Genomic DNA, 17,240 nt, shown 5'->3' on the forward strand with positions numbered 1-17,240 from the left:
TTTTGCGATCCGGGAAACGGGTTTTGAAATGCGCGGGGGTAAAACCCCTCAGCCCTTGGGCATCTTCAGGGTCAGGTTCCGCCCGCCTTTCTGATAGCGCAGCTCGCTGTCTCCGATGGCAATCACCTTGCCGCCGTCCAGCCGGTCGCCGACCGCCACCTTCTTGTAACGTCCGCTGGGCAGGCGGACCAGCGCGCGGCGGTTCGCCGGAGAGCCATACACCCCGATCAGGTTGACCCGCCTGAGGTTGATCGCGTTCTCCAGGGTCGCCTGCCGCGCCACCGATGCGGGCGAGGGGGCCTTGGGCTTGACCGTTCTGGCCGCGAAAGACCCGGGCTCGTCGGATTCGCTGTTGCGCCCCGATCCCGTGGCGGTCCGGCGCGAGCCGCTGCTTGCGGGCGGCTCCTTGACGACCTGAACGGCGATGTTGGCCGGGCGCGGTTTCGGCACCGGAACCCGAACCACGGCCAGGGCCGTCGGGGTCTCGTCCACCTCCGGCTTCGTCTCCAGAGTCGCCGGCCGCAGCTTGGGCCGGATACCCGCCAGTTCCTCGCGCGAGCGTCCGCCAAGGTTCTGCCGTTCATTCTGTTCGACCAGATCGTCAGGTCTGGGGCGCGGGCGCAGGCCGGCCAGCCTTTCCCGGGCCTCATCGACTTCCGGTTCCGGCTCCGTGCGGTCAGGCGTGGCGGGCGGCACCACCTTCGGGCGTCCCAGATAGACCAACACCCCGTCGGGGGTGAGTGTTCCCTCTGCGGTCGCCGCGACAAGGCCCCGATCGTCCAGTTCGAAACGCGCACCGGCGGATACGGGCAAGCTGATCTGGTCGACCGGCGTATCGGTCGCGAATTCCCCTGCCTCGGTCAGGGCGAGGGCGTCCATCGACAGATCCACATGGTCAATGGACGTCAAATAGATTTCGTCGGACGAATCCGCCTGCGGGACATGCGGCGCCTCTGGCGGTTCGGTCAGCACCAGCGCGGCCGAGAAGGCCCGTGGTAATTCCAGTTCGGCATCGGCGGCGCTGTCGGCAATTTCGACCTGCTTCGGTTCCATCCTCAGCGCGTCGAGAACCGCCGTGTCGGTTGCGGACAAGGCCGGCGCGCCGATGCCGTCCTGATCGACCTGTTCGGGCGGTGCGGGCAGAGCGGCCATTTCGCCCTCGACCTCGGCCGCGGGCAACACCGCTATTTGCTCGACAGGTGCCGGAGTGTCGTTGACGGCAGCAGGGCCTTCCTCCTGGGCGACAGTGACAGGGGCTTCGGGTTGGTCCCTCAGGAACCAGACCAGACCGGCCGCCACGGCCACTGCGCCAGCGACCGCGATCGGAACAAGATGGCGCCGCGAACCGGGCGCCTGATCGCGCGCGCCGAAGATGGTCAGCCGTTCGGCCTCGCTTGCCGGGGGCGTGCCGGGAAGTTTCTGTGGCGCAAAGGCGATGGGCGGAGCCTCGGCAATCGGATGTATCGCTGGCGAAGAGGTCTGGGCCGTCTCCTCTGGCTCGGCGGGCGAGGGCGCGTCCGCTTGGGCATCGGCCACGGCTTCTGCCGACTCGGTTTGGCCGTTTGCATCCGATTCCGCGGCGGCGAGGTCGCCTTCGGTTGCGCGGGTCGGCTGGCCTGCTGCCGGATCACCCTGAGGGCTCTGCTCGAACACGGCCACCCCGGGAAAGTCGGTCAGTTCGGGATGCGCCACGAATCCGACCGGCTGGAAACCATGTTCGAGCACAAATCCACGCGCTTCTTCCAGCGTATTCCGCGCGACCGCCGCGACATGGGTGACGTCACCGCTCCGTACGGTGTCGAAGGCGAGTTCCGACAGAGGGTAGGGGGTCGCGCCTGCCAGTTCGGATTCGACCGCCTTGCTCCATTCATCGTCGGAAAGCGTGCCGGTTTCGATCGTTATGCAGCGGATCTGATCGTTGGGAACGATCACCTCGCATCGCGTGTCGTCCGCCAGCGCAAGGGCGCGGTCCCGCAGTCCCCGCATCGCGCCCTTCAGATCGGGGTCATCCACCTGCACGGCGCCGACAGGCTGCCAGCCGCTGTCGCTACGATGCAGCAGCTCGATTCCTTCGATGGACAGGGACAGCGCAAACGCAGGATTCATGAATTCGAAGTAACCGTACTGCTCAGGGTCGGCGCGAACGTCTTGCCGCCCGCGCGGGAAATTTAAAGCAGTATCCGGCCAAGGGAAAGGCAAAGGGCAGTTTTCTGCTTGCCCGGCAAAGCTCCGCGCACTCATCTTGTCGGTGCAACAATGGGAGAAAGCGTTTTGAAGATATTTGCATTTTTCGCGGCCCTGTTCGTCGCGACGGCGACCGGAACGGCACATGCGCAAGATCGTCACATCACGGTCAACGGCACTGGTTCGGTCGAAGCGGCGCCGGACATGGCGACGCTTTCATTGGGCGTGACGACACAGGCGGATGAGGCCGCCGCGGCCATGCGCGCCAATTCACAGGCTGTCGCCGCCGTGCTGTCGCAGCTTGACCAAAAGGGAATTGAACCCCGCGACATCCAGACCCGCAACCTGTCGGTCGCGCCGATCTGGAGCGGCCGGCCGCAAAAAGAAGAAGAGCGCCGGATCACCGGGTTCGTGGCCTCCAACCGGGTGTTCGTCCGCGTTCGTGATCTGGATCATCTGGGCGAAATCCTGGATGCGGTCATCAGCAAGGGCGCCAATGATCTGGGCGGTCTGAGTTTCGCCCTGCAGGAACCAGAGCCGCTGGCCGCCGAGGCCCGCGCCAGGGCTGTTGCCGATGCGAGCGAGAAGGCGCGCCAACTGGCCGAGGCCGCCGGGGTGACGCTGGGCCGGGTGATCTCGATCGACGAGCACGGCGGCGCGCGTCCGGTGATGCGTCGGGCTGAAATGGCGATGGCCGACGCCGGAAACGTGCCGGTCGCGCCCGGTGAAATCAGTGTCGAGGTGTCGGTGTCGATGGTGTTCGAGATCGCCGATTGACGCGCTGGCGGGTCAATCCGTCTGTCGCGCCTTCAAGGGCGTGATCTGCCGGCCCTCCGCATCGAAATTGTCGGGCTTCAGCCAGTGCGTGAAGGCCTCGCGGATCCGGGGCCAGTCCTTGTCGATGATGGCGAACCAGGCGGTGTCGCGATTGCGTCCCTTGTAATGGGTCGCCTGACGGAACACGCCTTCAAAGGTGAACCCCAACCGTTCCGCAGCCCGGCAGGACGGGGCGTTCAGGGCGTCGCATTTCCACTCGTATCGGCGATAGCCCAACTCGTCGAACACCCGCCGCATCATCAGGAACATGGCTTCGGTGGCTTCGGGCCTGCGCTGAAGCAGCGGCGAAAAATGGATGTGCCCCACCTCGATCACGGCGCTGGCCGGGTCGATCCTGAGGTAGGAGGCCAACCCGACCGGAACGCCCCTGGCGTCGAGGATCGTGTGGAACAGCGGGTCGTCCTTCGGGCCGATCTCTCTCAGCCATTCCAGAAAGCCCGCCTCGGTGTCGAAGGGTCCGTAGGGCAGGTAGGTCCAGTTCCTGCCGTCCGCATCCCGGGCGAAGGCCCGGAAAAGCTCTGCCGCATGGGCTTCGACGTCGAGCGGCACCACGGAACAATAGTGACCGCGCATCGGCGTCCTTGGCGGAGCCGGGCGCGGGAAATCCCCCGAAACCGGCTCGCCTATGGGTTGTCCGAAGGCATTGGTTCTTTGGTCCGTCATGGTGCCGCTCGCTGTCATTCGCGTCAGGCGCAGGCCTTGGCGAGGGCCTGGTCCAGATCGGCGATCAGGTCGTCGGCATCCTCGATGCCGATCGAGACGCGCACCACGTTCGGGCCTGCGCCTGCGGCTTCCTGCTGTTCCGGGGTCAGCTGCCGGTGGGTGGTCGAGGCCGAGTGGATGATCAGCGAGCGCGTGTCGCCCAGGTTGGCCACATGGCTGAAGATCTCCAGCGAATTCACCAGCTTGACGCAGGCGTCGTAACCGCCCTTGACCGCAAAGGTGAACAGGGCGCCTGCGCCCTTGGGATACTGCGCCTTGACCCGCTCGTGATAGGGCGACGAGGGCAGGCCGGCATAGGTGACATATTCCACCCGGTCATCCGCCTCGAGCCATGCGGCGATCTTCTCGGCGTTTTCGACATGGCGCTGCATGCGCAGGCTCAGGGTTTCGATGCCCATCAGCGTGTAATGCGCACCCTGCGGGTTCATGGTCATGCCCAGATCGCGCAGGCCGACGGCGATCCCGTGAAAGGTGAATGCCAGCGGGCCGAAGGTCTCGTGGAACTTCAGGCCGTGATAGGCGGGCTCGGGCTCGCTGAGCGAGGGGAACTTGTCGCTGGCCGACCAGTCGAACTTGCCCGAGTCGACGATCGCGCCGCCGGTCACGGTGCCGTTGCCGGTCAGGTACTTGGTGGTCGAATGCACCACCAGCGTCGCGCCCTGCTCGATCGGGCGGCACAGATAGGGCGTGGCCGAGGTGTTGTCGACGATCAGCGGAATGCCGGCCGCATCGGCAATGTCGGCCATCGCGCGGATGTCGGTGACGTAACCGCCGGGGTTGGCGATGGACTCGCAGAAGATGGCGCGGGTGTCATCGTCGATGGCCGCCTTCACCGCCTCCAGGTCGTCGGTATCGACGAATTTCGCCGACCAGCCAAAGCGTTTGATGGTCTGGCTGAACTGCGTGACCGTGCCGCCATAGAGCCGGGTCGAGGCGACGATGTTGCGGCCCGGTGCCATCAGCGGGAACAGCGCCATGATCTGCGCCGCGTGGCCCGACGAACAGCAGACCGCGCCCACGCCACCCTCGAGCGTGGCGATCCGCTCTTGCAGAACGGCAACCGTCGGGTTGGTCAGGCGCGAATAGATGTATCCCACCTCTTGCAGGTTGAAGAGCGCCGCGGCGTGGTCGGCGTCGCGGAACACGTACGCGGTGGTCTGGTAGATCGGCGTCTGCCGCGCGCCGGTCGCCGGATCGGGGCGCGCGCCCGCGTGAATCTGCAACGTGTCAAAGCCGTAGGTGGGGCCGTCGGACATGGTGAAGTCTCCCTTTGGAAAAAGCTTGCGGGAATCTGTAGGACATCGCTCGCCGTCGCACAACGGAGCCCTGCAAAAAGGGAAATCGGACTGCAAGGACGGGGCGGACCGAAACCGGTGTTCTAGCGCAGCCACAATCCGGCGGACTTGATCCGCTTGCGGATGACCTGTTCGCGGCTGGGCAGGTCGTTCTGGTCGAACAGCGCGCGAACCTTGGCTCCCTTGCGCTGAAACACCAGCTTTTTCAGGGGCTCATAGCCTTTCAGCACCTTCTTGATCCGGTTCGGTGTCGCGACCGTTTCAAGCGTCTCGATCACCCGGTCGCTCTCGCGCGCGTAAAGCAGGGGGAACAGGCGATAGTGACAACTGACCGAACCATCCAGCAATCCCGGCGGCAAAGCGTCGCGCCCGCCTCCAAAAGAATGGATCACCAGCGGCAGCGCGACCTGGTCCAGCCAGGGGTCAAGGTTCTGCCCGATCAGTTCGGGGATGTTCTCGTCGCGGATCGCCGTGGCATACTCCAGAAAACGTCGCCCGAAGGCGCGGGGGCAGGCGTAAAAGAAAAACCCCGCATTGAAATAGAGATAGCGCCGCCAATAGTCCCTGGGCTGGCTCGGATCCAGCGAGGATTCGAAATCCAGTCCGAAGCGTTCGTAAAGCGCGCGCCAGATATCCTCGGTGCCCGGGCCATAGAGGGTCGGCTTGGGCCAGGTCCCCTCGACCCTGAGCGAGGCGCCCGGACGGTCGAAATCGAAGGGCACCGATGTCAGGTCGCCGGTGATCAGCGTGTCGGTGTCGAAAAAGACAAAGGGCTCGCCCTCGGGCATCGCCAGCAGCGCCTCGATCTTGTTCCCATAGGGATAGCTTTCGCCGAAAACCTCGTTCTGGAACGGCAGAATCTCGGCATCCAGCTGTTTCAGCGCCTTCAGCACGTCCTCGTTGCGGATGCCGGGGTCCTGGCTCCAGCGCGGCCCGGCCTGCGGGACGGCGACGAACAGTCGGCCTTGGAAATCCGGCGAGGAATGGCGCAGCGAGGCCGCGAACAGGATCGCCTCGTATTGCAGGCGATTGTTCTGCCCGACGATCATGATGTTGAAATTCTGCTGGCTCGCCTGCATCCGTGCTTTCCGGTCGAGGACCATGGATTGGTCCCTGTTTGCCTGTCCCGACCTATATCATCCGCCAATCTGCGTCAAAACCGTTGACGTCGCGTGTTGGAAAATCCGGTGCTGGGGGCCATCTGTCAAACTAACGGCATGTCAGGAGGGCGCGGATGCGGATCAACGCGGATTTCAGCAAAAGGGTGGCGGTTCATTTCGACGAGACGGACTGGGTGGCCTCTCCGTCGGCCGGGGTCGAGCGCAAGATGCTCGACCGCATCGGGGCCGAGGTCGCGCGGGCGACCACCATCGTGCGCTTCGCCCCGGGCAGCGCCTTTGCCCCGCATACCCATGACGGCGGCGAAGAGTTCCTGGTGCTCGACGGTGTGTTTCAGGATGAAACCGGCGACTTCCCGGTTGGCAGCTATGTGCGCAACCCTCCGACCACGTCGCACACGCCCTCGGCGAGCCTGGGGGCGACGATCCTGGTCAAGCTGCATCAGTTCGATCCCGACGACCGCACATCTGTGCGTCGCAGGATCGATGGGAAAGGCGATGTGCAGCTCTTCAAGGATACGAACGAGACGGTCGAGGTTCAGACATGGGCGCCCGGCGAAGAGGTCCTGCTGGACGCTACCGGTGGGCTGGAGCTGTTCGTGATCGAGGGCGGGTTCACCGAAGCCGGCGAAGGTTTCGGGAAATGGGACTGGCTGCGGCTGCCGCCAGGGACGCGCAGTTCGGCGCAAGCAGGCGAGCAGGGGGCTCTCGTCTGGATCAAATCCGGCCATTTGACCGGCATGGTCTGAGGCGTCTGCTCCGAAAATAGGCAGATTTTCGCGGAATCCGGGTCGGTCGGCCCGGATTCTTCAATTTTTGACCATTTGGCAAATTTTACCAATTGATAAAAATTTCGTTTGTGGCAAGCTGGAGGCAATAACAAACATATCTACAGGGAGTAGAGCGATGGCACAGGGCCAGATGGCACCCGGTATCGTGGCCGGGCGGCTTTCCAGCGACGAGTTGGCCTCGAATTTTGCGGATCTTCATCCCGCATTTGCCCCGCACGAGGCGGCGGTGGCGGCGGACAGATGCTATTTCTGCTATGACGCGCCGTGCGTGACGGCTTGTCCGACCGATATCGACATTCCGCTGTTCATCCGCCAGATCCAGACCGGTCAGCCCGAGGCGGCCGGCCGCACCATTCTGGAACAGAACATCCTGGGAGGCATGTGCGCGCGTGTCTGTCCGACTGAAACCCTCTGCGAAGAGGCCTGCGTGCGCGAAACCGCCGAGGGCAAGCCGGTCGAGATCGGCCGCCTGCAGCGCTATGCCACCGACAGCGTGATGGCGAAGAACGGGCATCCGTTCGAAAGGGCCGAGCCGACCGGCAAGACGGTGGCCGTGGTCGGGGCGGGTCCGGCCGGGCTGGCCTGCGCACACCGGCTGGCGATGCTGGGTCATGACGTGGTGATCCACGAGGCGCGCGAGAAATCCGGCGGTCTGAATGAATTCGGCATTGCCGCCTACAAATCCACCGACAACTTTGCCCAGGCCGAGGTGGACTGGCTGCTGCGGATCGGCGGCATCACCATCAAGACCGGGTCGGCGCTTGGCCGGGAATTCACGCTGGACGACCTGCGCGATCAGTATGACGCGGTGTTCCTGTCGATCGGGCTGACGGGCGTGAACGCGCTGCGCGCCGAGGGCGAGGACAAGGACGGCGTGCGCAACGCCGTGGACTTCATCGCCGAACTGCGGCAGGCCAGCGATCTGACCAAGATGCCGGTTGGCCGCAACGTGGTCGTGATCGGCGGCGGCATGACGGCCATCGACGCGGGCGTGCAGGCCAAGCTGCTGGGCGCCGAGAATGTCACGATCGCCTACCGGCGCGACCGCGAGGCGATGGGCGCCAGCCGGTTCGAGCAGGATCTCGCCGCGTCCAAGGGTGTCCGGATCCTGTTCAACCTCCAGCCGGTGGCGGTGCATGGCAACGGCGCGGTTCGGGAAATCGAGCTGGAATACACGACGAACGACAACGGCACCCTGGTCGGCACGGGCGAGACCATTCGCCTTGCGGCAGATCAGGTGTTCAAGGCGATCGGCCAGAGCCTGGAAGGTGCGCCCGAAGGGGTGAAGCTCGACGGGCGCAAGATCGCCGTGACCGGGCCGGGCCGCACGTCGGTGCCGGGTGTCTGGGCGGGTGGCGATTGTGCCGCCGGCGGTGATGACCTGACGGTGACCGCCGTGGCCGAGGGCCGGGATGCCGCGATGGACATCCACGCCAGCCTGAGCGCCTGAGGCCCGCGTCGGGACATGAGTATTTGTGAAAAGATGAAGATGCAGAACCGCATCAGGGAGGCCGGATAAATGGCTGATTTGAAAACGAACTTCCTCGGGATAGAAAGCCCCAACCCGTTCTGGCTGGCCTCGGCCCCGCCAACGGACAAGGAATACAACGTGCGCCGCGCCTTCGAGGCCGGATGGGGCGGCGTGGTCTGGAAGACGCTTGGGGCTGAAGGGCCGCCGGTGGTCAATGTGAACGGCCCGCGCTATGGCGCGATCTACGGGGCCGACCGGCGTCTGCTGGGGCTCAACAACATCGAGCTGATCACCGACCGGCCGCTGGAAGTGAACCTCGAGGAAATCGCGCGGGTGAAGTCGGACTATCCCGACCGCGCGGTGATCGTGTCGCTGATGGTGCCCTGCGAGGAAGCCGAGTGGAAAGCGATCCTCCCGCGGGTGGCCGAAACCGGGGCCGACGGGATCGAGCTCAATTTCGGCTGCCCGCACGGGATGAGCGAGCGCGGCATGGGCGCGGCCGTTGGGCAGGTGCCGGAATATATCGAGATGGTCACGCGCTGGTGCAAGGAGAACTACGACAAGCCGGTGATCGTGAAGCTGACCCCGAACATCACCGACATCCGCTATCCCGCCCGCGCGGCGAAGAATGGTGGCGCGGACGCGGTGTCGCTGATCAACACGATCAGTTCGATCACCGGCGTCGATCTCGACACGTTCAGCCCCGAGCCGTCGATCGACGGCAAGGGCAGCCATGGCGGCTATTGCGGGCCGGCGGTCAAGCCGATCGCCATGAACATGGTGGCGGAAATCGCGCGCGACCCGGAAACGCGCGGCCTGCCGATCTCGGGCATCGGGGGGGTGACCACCTGGCGCGACGCGGCCGAGTTCATGAGCCTTGGCTGCGGCACCGTGCAGGTCTGCACCGCCGCGATGACCTATGGCTTCCGCGTCGTCGAAGAGATGAAGGCCGGTCTGAGCAAGTGGATGGACGACAAGGGCTATGCCAGCATCGACGATTTCGTCGGCCGCGCCGTGCCCAACGTGACCGACTGGCAGTATCTGAACCTCAACTACGTCGCCAAGGCGAAGATCGACCAGGACCAGTGCATCAAGTGCGGCCGTTGCTACGCCGCCTGCGAAGATACCAGCCACCAGGCGATCTCGATGTCGGACGACCGGGTGTTCGAGGTGATCGACGAGGAATGCGTGGCCTGCAACCTCTGCGTCGATGTCTGCCCGATCGAGGGCTGCATCTCGATGGTGCCGATGAAGCCGGGCGAGGTGGACCCGCGCACCGGCAAGGTGGTCGAGGCGGAATACGCCAACTGGACCACGCACCCCAACAACCCGATGGCGAAAGCCGCCGAGTGATCGGGGCGATCTGATGTGAAAGCATTTCGGGCGGCGCGAAGGTGCCGCCCTTTTTCATGGCGCCAGCAGCTTGCGATAGACCGTGTCGATGAAGGGGCCGGCGCCCTCGAAGGGATCTTCGTCCCCCAGAACCGCGCGGACCTGGACGTCGAAATCGGCGTAATGCTGCGTCAGCGACCAGATCGAGAAGATCAGGTGATAGGGGTGGACCCGGGCGATCCTGCCCTGATCCATCCAGCGTTCCAGCAGGGCGGCCTTTTCATCCACCAGCGCCTTGAGGTCGCTGGACAGCGTGTCGTGGATGCGCGGCGCGCCCTGCACCAGCTCGTTGGCGAACAGGCGGCTTTCGCGCGGCAGCTCCTTGCTCATCTGCAACTTGCGGCGGACATAGGCCAGGATCTCTTCGAGCGGGTCGCCATTCTCATCCAGCGCCCGCAGCGGATCGAGCCAGGTGTCCAGCAGGCCCGACAGAAGGGCCGCGTGAATCGCCTCTTTCGAAGGGAAGTAGTACAGCAGGTTGGGTTTGCTCAGCCCCGCCTCGGCGGCGATCTGGTCGACCGTGGCCCCCCGGAATCCATGTGCCGAGAACACGTTCAGGGCCGCTTCAAGAATGGCGGCGCGGTTCTTTTTCTGGATTCGTGTCGGCATCCGCTCTTTCGCCTTGGGCTTCATTTGTCTCGTTCTTCGGGCACCGCGCGCGGAAATCGCGCAAATTTCCGGCGTCGTGATGCAATTTCTTGACTGATGTCTTGCCCGTGATAGCGTGAGTTTGACCAGATGGTCAAATCACCAGTGAACAAGCGGGCAAACTCGCGAAAAACAGGGGGAGAGACATGGCAGCTCCGGCGCAGAACCTCAGGATCAATTCAGACAGGCTGTGGGACAGCCTGATGGAGATGGCCAAGATCGGCCCCGGCGTGGCCGGGGGCAACAATCGCCAGACCTTGACGGACGAGGATGGCGAAGGCAGGGCGCTGTTCCAGAAATGGTGCGAAGAGGCCGGGTGCACGATGGGCCTCGACCAGATGGGCAACATGTTCGCCCGCCGCGAAGGCACCGACCCCGAGGCGCTGCCGGTCTATGTGGGATCGCACCTGGATACCCAGCCCACCGGCGGCAAATACGACGGGGTGCTGGGCGTGCTTGGCGGGCTCGAGATCATCCGCACGCTGAACGACCTGAACATCAAGACGAAACACCCGATCGTGGTGACCAACTGGACCAACGAGGAGGGCACGCGCTTTGCCCCCGCCATGCTGGCCTCGGGCGTGTTCGCGGGCATGCACACGCAGGACTGGGCCTATGACCGCGAGGATGCCGAGGGAAAGAAGTTCGGCGACGAGTTGCAGCGCATCGGCTGGCGCGGAGAAGAAGAAGTCGGGGCCCGCAAGATGCACGCGTTCTTTGAATTGCATATCGAACAGGGGCCGATCCTCGAGGCAGAAGGCAAGGATATCGGCGTCGTCACGCATGGGCAGGGTCTCAGCTGGACGCAGGTGACGATCACAGGCAAGGACGCGCATACCGGCTCGACCCCGATGCCGATGCGCAGGAACGCGGGCCTCGGCATGGCGCGGGTGCTGGAGAAGGTGGACGAGATCGCCTGGTCGCACGCGCCTCATGCGGTCGGTGCGGCGGGGCATATCGACGTCTATCCGAACTCGCGCAACGTGATCCCCGGCAAGGTGGTGTTCACGGTCGATTTCCGCTCGCCCGAGCTGTCGGTGATCGAGGACATGGAAAACCGCCTGCGCGTCGAGGGGCAAAAGATCGCCGATGCGATGGGGCTTGAAATCGAGTTCGAAAAGGTCGGCGGTTTCGATCCGGTGAAGTTCGACGAGGGCTGCGTCGAGGCGGTGCGGAGGGCGGCCGAGCGGCTGGGCTATTCGCATCGCGACATCATCTCGGGCGCCGGGCATGATGCCTGCTGGATCAACCGGGTGGCGCCGACGGCGATGGTGATGTGCCCCTGCGTGGACGGGCTGAGCCACAACGAGGCCGAGGAGATCAGCAAGGACTGGGCGGCGGCCGGGGCCGACGTTCTGTTCCATGCGGTCGTCGAGACGGCGGAGATCGTGGAGTGAGCGGGATTTCCGGAAACGCTCGGGTAGAGCGTTTCCGCCGGGGGCTCTGCCCCCGGACCCCCGGAGTATTTGGAAAAAGATGAAGAAAGGCGCGTGCGCCGCGTCCGCAGGGAGATGAAAATGAGCACAGTCATCAAGAACGGAACCATTGTGACCGCCGATTTGACCTACAAGGCGGATGTGCTGATCGAGGGCGGGGTGATCACCCAGATCGGCCCTGATCTGAAGGGGGACGAACAGTTGGATGCGACCGGCTGTTACGTGATGCCCGGCGGGATCGACCCGCATACCCATCTGGAGATGCCCTTCATGGGCACCTACAGTTCGGACGATTTCGAAAGCGGCACCCGGGCGGGGTTGGCCGGCGGCACCACGATGGTGGTGGATTTCGCGCTGCCCAATCCGGGCGAGAGCCTGCTGGACGCGCTCAAGCGGTGGGACAACAAGTCGACCCGCGCCAATTGCGACTATTCCTTCCACATGGCGGTGACCTGGTGGGGCGAGCAGGTGTTCGATGACATGAAGACCGTCATCGAGCAGCGCGGCATCAACACCTTCAAGCATTTCATGGCCTACAAGGGCGCGTTGATGGTGAATGACGACGAGATGTATGCCTCGTTCAAGCGGCTGGCCGAGCTGGGCGGCATCGCGCTGGTGCATGCCGAGAACGGCGACGTGGTGGCCGAGTTGCAGGCCAAGCTGATGGCCGAGGGCAATTGCGGCCCCGAGGCCCATGCCTATTCGCGTCCGCCGCAGGTGGAAGGCGAGGCCACCAACCGCGCCATCATGATCGCCGACATGGCGGGCGTGCCGCTCTATGTGGTGCATACCTCGTGCGAGGAGTCGCATGAGGCGATCCGCCGAGCCCGGATGCAGGGCAAGCGCGTCTGGGGCGAGCCGCTGATCCAGCACCTGACGCTGGACGAAAGCGAATATTTCAACCCCGACTGGGATCACGCCGCCCGGCGGGTGATGTCGCCGCCCTTCCGCAACAAGCAGCACCAGGACAGCCTGTGGGCCGGTTTGCAGTCTGGTTCGCTGTCGGTGGTGGCCACGGATCACTGCGCCTTCACCACCGAGCAGAAACGCTATGGCGTGGGCGATTTCACCAAGATCCCGAACGGCACCGGCGGGCTGGAGGACCGGATGCCGATGCTGTGGACGCATGGGGTGAATACCGGCCGTCTGACGCCGAACGAATTCGTGGCGGTCACGTCAACAAACATCGCCAAGATATTGAATTGCTATCCGAAAAAGGGCGCGGTTCTGGTCGGGGCGGATGCCGATCTGGTGGTCTGGGATCCGGAGAAGACCAAGACGATCACCGCCTCCACCCAGCAATCCTCGATCGACTACAACGTGTTCGAGGGGCACGAGGTCAAGGGCTTGCCGCGCTTTACCCTGACGCGCGGGCAAGTGGCGGTGCATGATGGTGAGATCCGCACGCAGGAGGGCCACGGCAAGTTCGTGGCGCGCGAGGCGAACACGGTCGTGAACAAGGCGCTCAGCACCTGGAAGGAACTGACCGCGCCGCGCCCGGTCGAGCGCAGCGGCATCCCGGCAACCGGCGTGTAACGCGAAGGCGGGTGGCCCGGTTGGCCGCCCGAAACTTCAGCTTTTCAAGGCGATAGAATGAACACTGAAAGCAATACCCAGCCCGTCATCGAGGCAAGGCAGTTGGATCTGGTGTTCCAGACCAATGACGGGCCGGTCCAGGCGCTACGGGACGTGAACCTGACGGTGAACAAGGGCGATTTCGTCAGCTTCATCGGCCCGTCGGGCTGCGGCAAGACGACCTTTCTGCGCTGTGTCGCGGCGCTGGAAACGCCGACGGGCGGCAGCCTGTCGGTCAATGGCATGACCCCTGACGAGGCGCGGCGCAACCGGGCCTATGGCTACGTTTTTCAGGCGGCGGGCCTTTATCCGTGGCGGACCATCGCAAAGAACATCAAGCTGCCGCTCGAGATCATGGGATATTCTCGGGACGAGCAGGAAGAGCGCGTCAGGAAGGTTTTGGAACTCGTTGATCTGAAAGGGTTTGGTGAGAAATTCCCCTGGCAGCTCTCGGGTGGGATGCAGCAGCGGGCCTCGATCGCTCGCGCGCTGGCCTTCGACGCCGACATCCTGCTGATGGACGAGCCCTTCGGCGCGCTGGACGAGATCGTGCGCGACCATCTGAACGAGCAGCTTCTGGCGCTGTGGGCGCGCACGGAAAAGACCATCGGCTTCGTCACGCACTCGATCCCCGAGGCGGTGTATCTCAGCACCAAGATCGTGGTGATGAGCCCGCGACCGGGGCGGATCACCGACGTGATCGACAGTCCGTTGCCCAAGGAAAGGCCGCTGGATATCCGCGACACGCCGGAGTTCATCGAGGTGGCGCACCGGGTGCGCGAGGGCCTGCGTGCGGGGCATCTCGATGACTGATCGCGGCACGAAAACCGGAGGGGTGGCATGAAGCAGGTTCTTGCCGTTCTGGCCGTCGTCGCGGCCATCGTCGCGATCTGGTATGCGGCCTGTATTCCCATGAATATCAAGGGCGTGCTGACCGAAGTTGAACGCGCCGGCGCCGAGGTGGTGCCGGCCGGCGCAAAGGAACGCCGGGACATGAACGAGTTCGCGCTGGCGGCCCGAAACAGCTTTGCCATTCCCGCCACCTGGGCGCAGGACCGGCCGCGTCTGCCCGCGCCGCATCAGGTGGTGGCCGAGCTGTGGGAAACCACCGTCAAAAAGAAGATCACCTCGAAACGCTCGCTGGTCTATCACGGCTGGGTGACGCTGAGTGCGACCATACTGGGTTTCGCCATCGGCACGGGCCTCGGCATCCTGCTGGCGGTGGGGATCGTGCACTCCAGGGTCATGGACATGTCGGTTATGCCCTGGGCCATCGTCAGCCAGACCATCCCGATCATCGCCCTGGCGCCGATGATCATCGTGGTGCTCTACTCGGTCGGCGTGCAGGGGATCATCCCCAAGGCGGTGATCTCGGCCTATCTCAGCTTCTTTCCGGTCGTCGTCGGCATGGTGAAGGGGCTGCGCAGCCCCGACATGATGCAGCTCGACCTGCTGCGCACCTACAACGCCACCAATGCGCAGCGGTTCTGGAAGCTGCGCCTGCCGGCCTCGATGCCCTACCTGTTCGCCTCTCTCAAGATCGGCATCGCCGCGTCTCTGGTGGGGGCGATCGTGGGCGAGTTGCCGACCGGTGCCGTGGCCGGGCTGGGCGCGCGCCTGCTGGCCGGCAGCTATTACGGGCAGACGGTGCAGATCTGGTCGGCGCTCTTTGCCGCGGCCATTCTGGCGGCCTGTCTCGTCGGTCTGCTGGGGCTGATCGAACGCGTGGTGTTGAAACGCATGGGGATGGCGCAATGATTATGGTCGGTCTTGCAATCCTTCTGTGGATATTCGGCTGGTGGCTGAACACGCGCCTTGCCGAGGGGCCCTATGCCGGAACGCGGGCGGTGCAGCTGGCGGTTCCGCTGATCTTTGGCCTCACGGTCATCGGCGTGTGGGAATTGCTGGTGCGGGGGCTGGAGGTGCCGCTGGTGATCCTGCCCGCGCCGTCGGCCATCGCCGTGCGGTTTTCCGAAAGCATCCCGATCCTCTGGGCGGATTTCGTGCAGACGATCCTCAAGGGCGCTCTCAGCGGATATGTGATCGGGTGCAGCGCCGCCTTCCTGATGGCGATCGCGGTGGACCGGTGGGATTTTCTGCGCATGGGGCTGTTGCCGGTGGGCAATTTCGTCGCCGCGCTTCCCATCGTCGGCACCGCGCCCATCCTGGTGATGTGGTTCGGCTTCGACTGGCAGTCCAAGGCTGCGGTCGTCGTGGTGATGGTGTTCTTTCCGATGCTGGTCAACACCGTGGCGGGGCTGCGCGAGGCCACGGCTATGCAGCGCGACCTGATGGAGACCTACGCGGCCTCGTACTGGCAGAGCTTTTTCAAGCTGCGCCTGCCGGCGGCGATGCCGTTCATCTTCAACGGGTTGAAAATTTCGACCACGCTGGCTCTGATCGGGGCGATCGTGGCCGAGTTCTTCGGCTCGCCCACGGTGGGCATGGGCTTCCGCATCTCGACCAGCGTCGGCCAGCTGTCGCTGGACATGGTCTGGGCCGAGATCGTGGTGGCGGCTCTGGCCGGAACCGCGTTTTATGGTCTGGTGGCGATGATCGAAAAGGCCGTCACCTTTTGGCACCCGTCCCAGCGCGGGTGAACAGGAAAAACATATAACAGACCCCGGCAGCGGGGCGCATTTGCAACAAGGAGAGAAGATGATGAAAAAGCTACTGAGTGGGGCGATCACGGCCTTCAGCCTGGCAGCCAGCAGCGTCTGGGCCGCCGATGATGTGACCTTGCAGCTGAAATGGGTCACGCAGGCCCAGTTCGCGGGCTACTACGTGGCCAAGGACAAGGGATTCTACGAGGAAGAAGGCCTGAACGTGACCATCCTGCCGGGCGGCCCGGACATCGCGCCGACGCAGGTGATCGCGGGCGGCGGAGCCGATGTGACCGTCGAATGGATGCCCGCCGCGCTGGCCGCGCGTGAAAAGGGCCTGCCGCTGGTCAACATCGCGCAGCCCTTCAAAAGCTCGGGCATGATGCTGACCTGCTGGAAGGATGCGGGCATTTCCTCGCCCGAGGATCTCAAGAACCGCACGCTGGGCGTCTGGTTCTTCGGCAACGAGTTCCCCTTCATGAGCTGGATGAGCCAGTTGGGCATCGACACCAGCGGCAAGAGCGAGAACGGCGTCGAAGTTCTGAAACAGGGCTTCAACGTCGATCCGTTGCTGCAGCGTCAGGCCGACTGCATCAGCACCATGACCTACAACGAATACTGGCAGGTCATCGACGCGGGCGTCAGCCCCGATGAGCTGGTCACCTTCAAGTATGAAGATCAGGGCGTGGCGACGCTCGAGGATGGCCTCTATGTGCTCGAGGACAATCTGAGCGATCCCGAGTTCGTCGACAAGATGGTCCGCTTCGTGCGCGCCTCGATGAAGGGCTGGAAATGGGCCGAGGAAAACCCGGACGAAGCCGCCATGATCGTGCTCGAAAACGACGCGACAGGCGCGCAGACCGAAGAGCACCAAAAGCGCATGATGGGCGAGATCGCCAAGCTGACCGCGGGTTCGAACGGCGCGCTTGACCCGGCCGACTATGAACGCACTGTCGCGACGCTGCTGGCCGGTGGCTCGGACCCGGTGATCACCAAGGAACCCGAAGGCGCCTGGACGCACGCGATCACGGATGCGGCGTTGAAGTAGGAACCGCTGCGCCCGGTGCGCCGGGGGACGGTTGGACAATGCGAAACGCGGTCCCGACGGGGCCGCGTTTTTTGCTGCGGTTGTCGGTTTTGACTAGGGAAAAATGCCCGTGTTGCGTT

Annotated in this window: 15 protein-coding genes; 10 read left to right on the forward strand and 5 right to left on the reverse strand. The window is 64.2% G+C overall.

Going from position 1 to position 17,240, the window contains the following annotated elements; translation table 11 throughout:
- Positions 1 to 48: 48 nt before the first annotated feature.
- Positions 49 to 2,106: a hypothetical protein gene (locus AVO45_RS01900; protein ID WP_068343972.1), complete on the reverse strand. Its 2,058-nt coding sequence runs from the start codon at positions 2,104 to 2,106 to the stop codon at positions 49 to 51.
- 165 nt (positions 2,107 to 2,271) lie between these two features.
- Between AVO45_RS01900 and AVO45_RS01905 the strand changes: the two genes are divergently transcribed.
- Positions 2,272 to 2,961, forward strand: a complete 690-nt coding sequence (locus AVO45_RS01905) for an SIMPL domain-containing protein (RefSeq protein ID WP_068344679.1) — start codon at positions 2,272 to 2,274, stop codon at positions 2,959 to 2,961.
- Positions 2,962 to 2,973: 12 nt separating this feature from the next.
- Here the strand turns inward: AVO45_RS01905 and AVO45_RS01910 are convergent, their stop codons facing one another.
- From AVO45_RS01910 to AVO45_RS01920, 3 genes are all read right to left on the reverse strand, one after another.
- Complete coding sequence (locus tag AVO45_RS01910; protein WP_068343974.1) at positions 2,974 to 3,684, reverse strand: GNAT family N-acetyltransferase; 711 nt, start codon at positions 3,682 to 3,684, stop codon at positions 2,974 to 2,976.
- A gap of 23 nt (positions 3,685 to 3,707) precedes the next feature.
- Entirely contained in the window at positions 3,708 to 5,000 is a 1,293-nt protein-coding gene (locus AVO45_RS01915; protein ID WP_068343976.1) for an O-acetylhomoserine aminocarboxypropyltransferase/cysteine synthase family protein, read from the reverse strand.
- A gap of 122 nt (positions 5,001 to 5,122) precedes the next feature.
- Entirely contained in the window at positions 5,123 to 6,118 is a 996-nt protein-coding gene (locus AVO45_RS01920) for a hypothetical protein (protein ID WP_068343978.1), read from the reverse strand.
- A gap of 155 nt (positions 6,119 to 6,273) precedes the next feature.
- On the opposite strand from AVO45_RS01920, the gene AVO45_RS01925 reads away from it, so the two are divergent.
- The 3 genes from AVO45_RS01925 to preA all read left to right on the forward strand — a co-directional run bounded on the left by AVO45_RS01925 (position 6,274) and on the right by preA (position 9,772).
- Positions 6,274 to 6,906, forward strand: a complete 633-nt coding sequence (locus AVO45_RS01925) for a cupin domain-containing protein (RefSeq protein ID WP_068343980.1) — start codon at positions 6,274 to 6,276, stop codon at positions 6,904 to 6,906.
- A gap of 157 nt (positions 6,907 to 7,063) precedes the next feature.
- Positions 7,064 to 8,398: an NAD(P)-dependent oxidoreductase gene (locus tag AVO45_RS01930; RefSeq protein ID WP_068343982.1), complete on the forward strand. Its 1,335-nt coding sequence runs from the start codon at positions 7,064 to 7,066 to the stop codon at positions 8,396 to 8,398.
- Between the two features lie 69 nt (positions 8,399 to 8,467).
- Positions 8,468 to 9,772 (forward strand): NAD-dependent dihydropyrimidine dehydrogenase subunit PreA, encoded by a 1,305-nt coding sequence (gene preA, locus AVO45_RS01935; protein WP_068343984.1) that lies wholly within the window; start codon positions 8,468 to 8,470, stop codon positions 9,770 to 9,772.
- 54 nt (positions 9,773 to 9,826) lie between these two features.
- On the opposite strand, the gene AVO45_RS01940 is transcribed toward preA, so the two are convergent.
- Positions 9,827 to 10,420, reverse strand: coding sequence for a TetR family transcriptional regulator C-terminal domain-containing protein (locus tag AVO45_RS01940; RefSeq protein WP_240482039.1), 594 nt, complete (start codon positions 10,418 to 10,420; stop codon positions 9,827 to 9,829).
- Between the two features lie 185 nt (positions 10,421 to 10,605).
- Here AVO45_RS01940 and AVO45_RS01945 point away from each other — a divergent pair, with 185 nt between their 5' ends.
- The 6 genes from AVO45_RS01945 (at position 10,606) to AVO45_RS01970 (ending at position 17,121) form a co-directional block, all read left to right on the forward strand.
- Positions 10,606 to 11,856 (forward strand): Zn-dependent hydrolase, encoded by a 1,251-nt coding sequence (locus tag AVO45_RS01945; RefSeq protein ID WP_068343988.1) that lies wholly within the window; start codon positions 10,606 to 10,608, stop codon positions 11,854 to 11,856.
- A gap of 120 nt (positions 11,857 to 11,976) precedes the next feature.
- Positions 11,977 to 13,431, forward strand: coding sequence for a dihydropyrimidinase (gene hydA, locus AVO45_RS01950; RefSeq protein ID WP_068344680.1), 1,455 nt, complete (start codon positions 11,977 to 11,979; stop codon positions 13,429 to 13,431).
- 57 nt (positions 13,432 to 13,488) lie between these two features.
- Entirely contained in the window at positions 13,489 to 14,283 is a 795-nt protein-coding gene (locus AVO45_RS01955; protein ID WP_068343990.1) for an ABC transporter ATP-binding protein, read from the forward strand.
- Positions 14,284 to 14,310: 27 nt separating this feature from the next.
- On the forward strand, positions 14,311 to 15,228 hold the full coding sequence (locus AVO45_RS01960) for an ABC transporter permease (protein WP_068343992.1): 918 nt from the start codon (positions 14,311 to 14,313) through the stop codon (positions 15,226 to 15,228).
- A complete protein-coding gene (locus tag AVO45_RS01965) occupies positions 15,225 to 16,070 on the forward strand; it encodes an ABC transporter permease (protein ID WP_068343994.1) in 846 nt (281 codons plus the stop codon). Before AVO45_RS01960 ends, AVO45_RS01965 begins: the two co-directional genes overlap by 4 nt.
- Before the next feature lie 61 nt (positions 16,071 to 16,131).
- Positions 16,132 to 17,121, forward strand: coding sequence for an ABC transporter substrate-binding protein (locus AVO45_RS01970; RefSeq protein WP_068344681.1), 990 nt, complete (start codon positions 16,132 to 16,134; stop codon positions 17,119 to 17,121).
- Positions 17,122 to 17,240 lie beyond the last annotated feature (119 nt).

The organism is Ruegeria marisrubri (assembly GCF_001507595.1).
Classification (GTDB): Bacteria; Pseudomonadota; Alphaproteobacteria; order Rhodobacterales; family Rhodobacteraceae; genus Ruegeria; species Ruegeria marisrubri.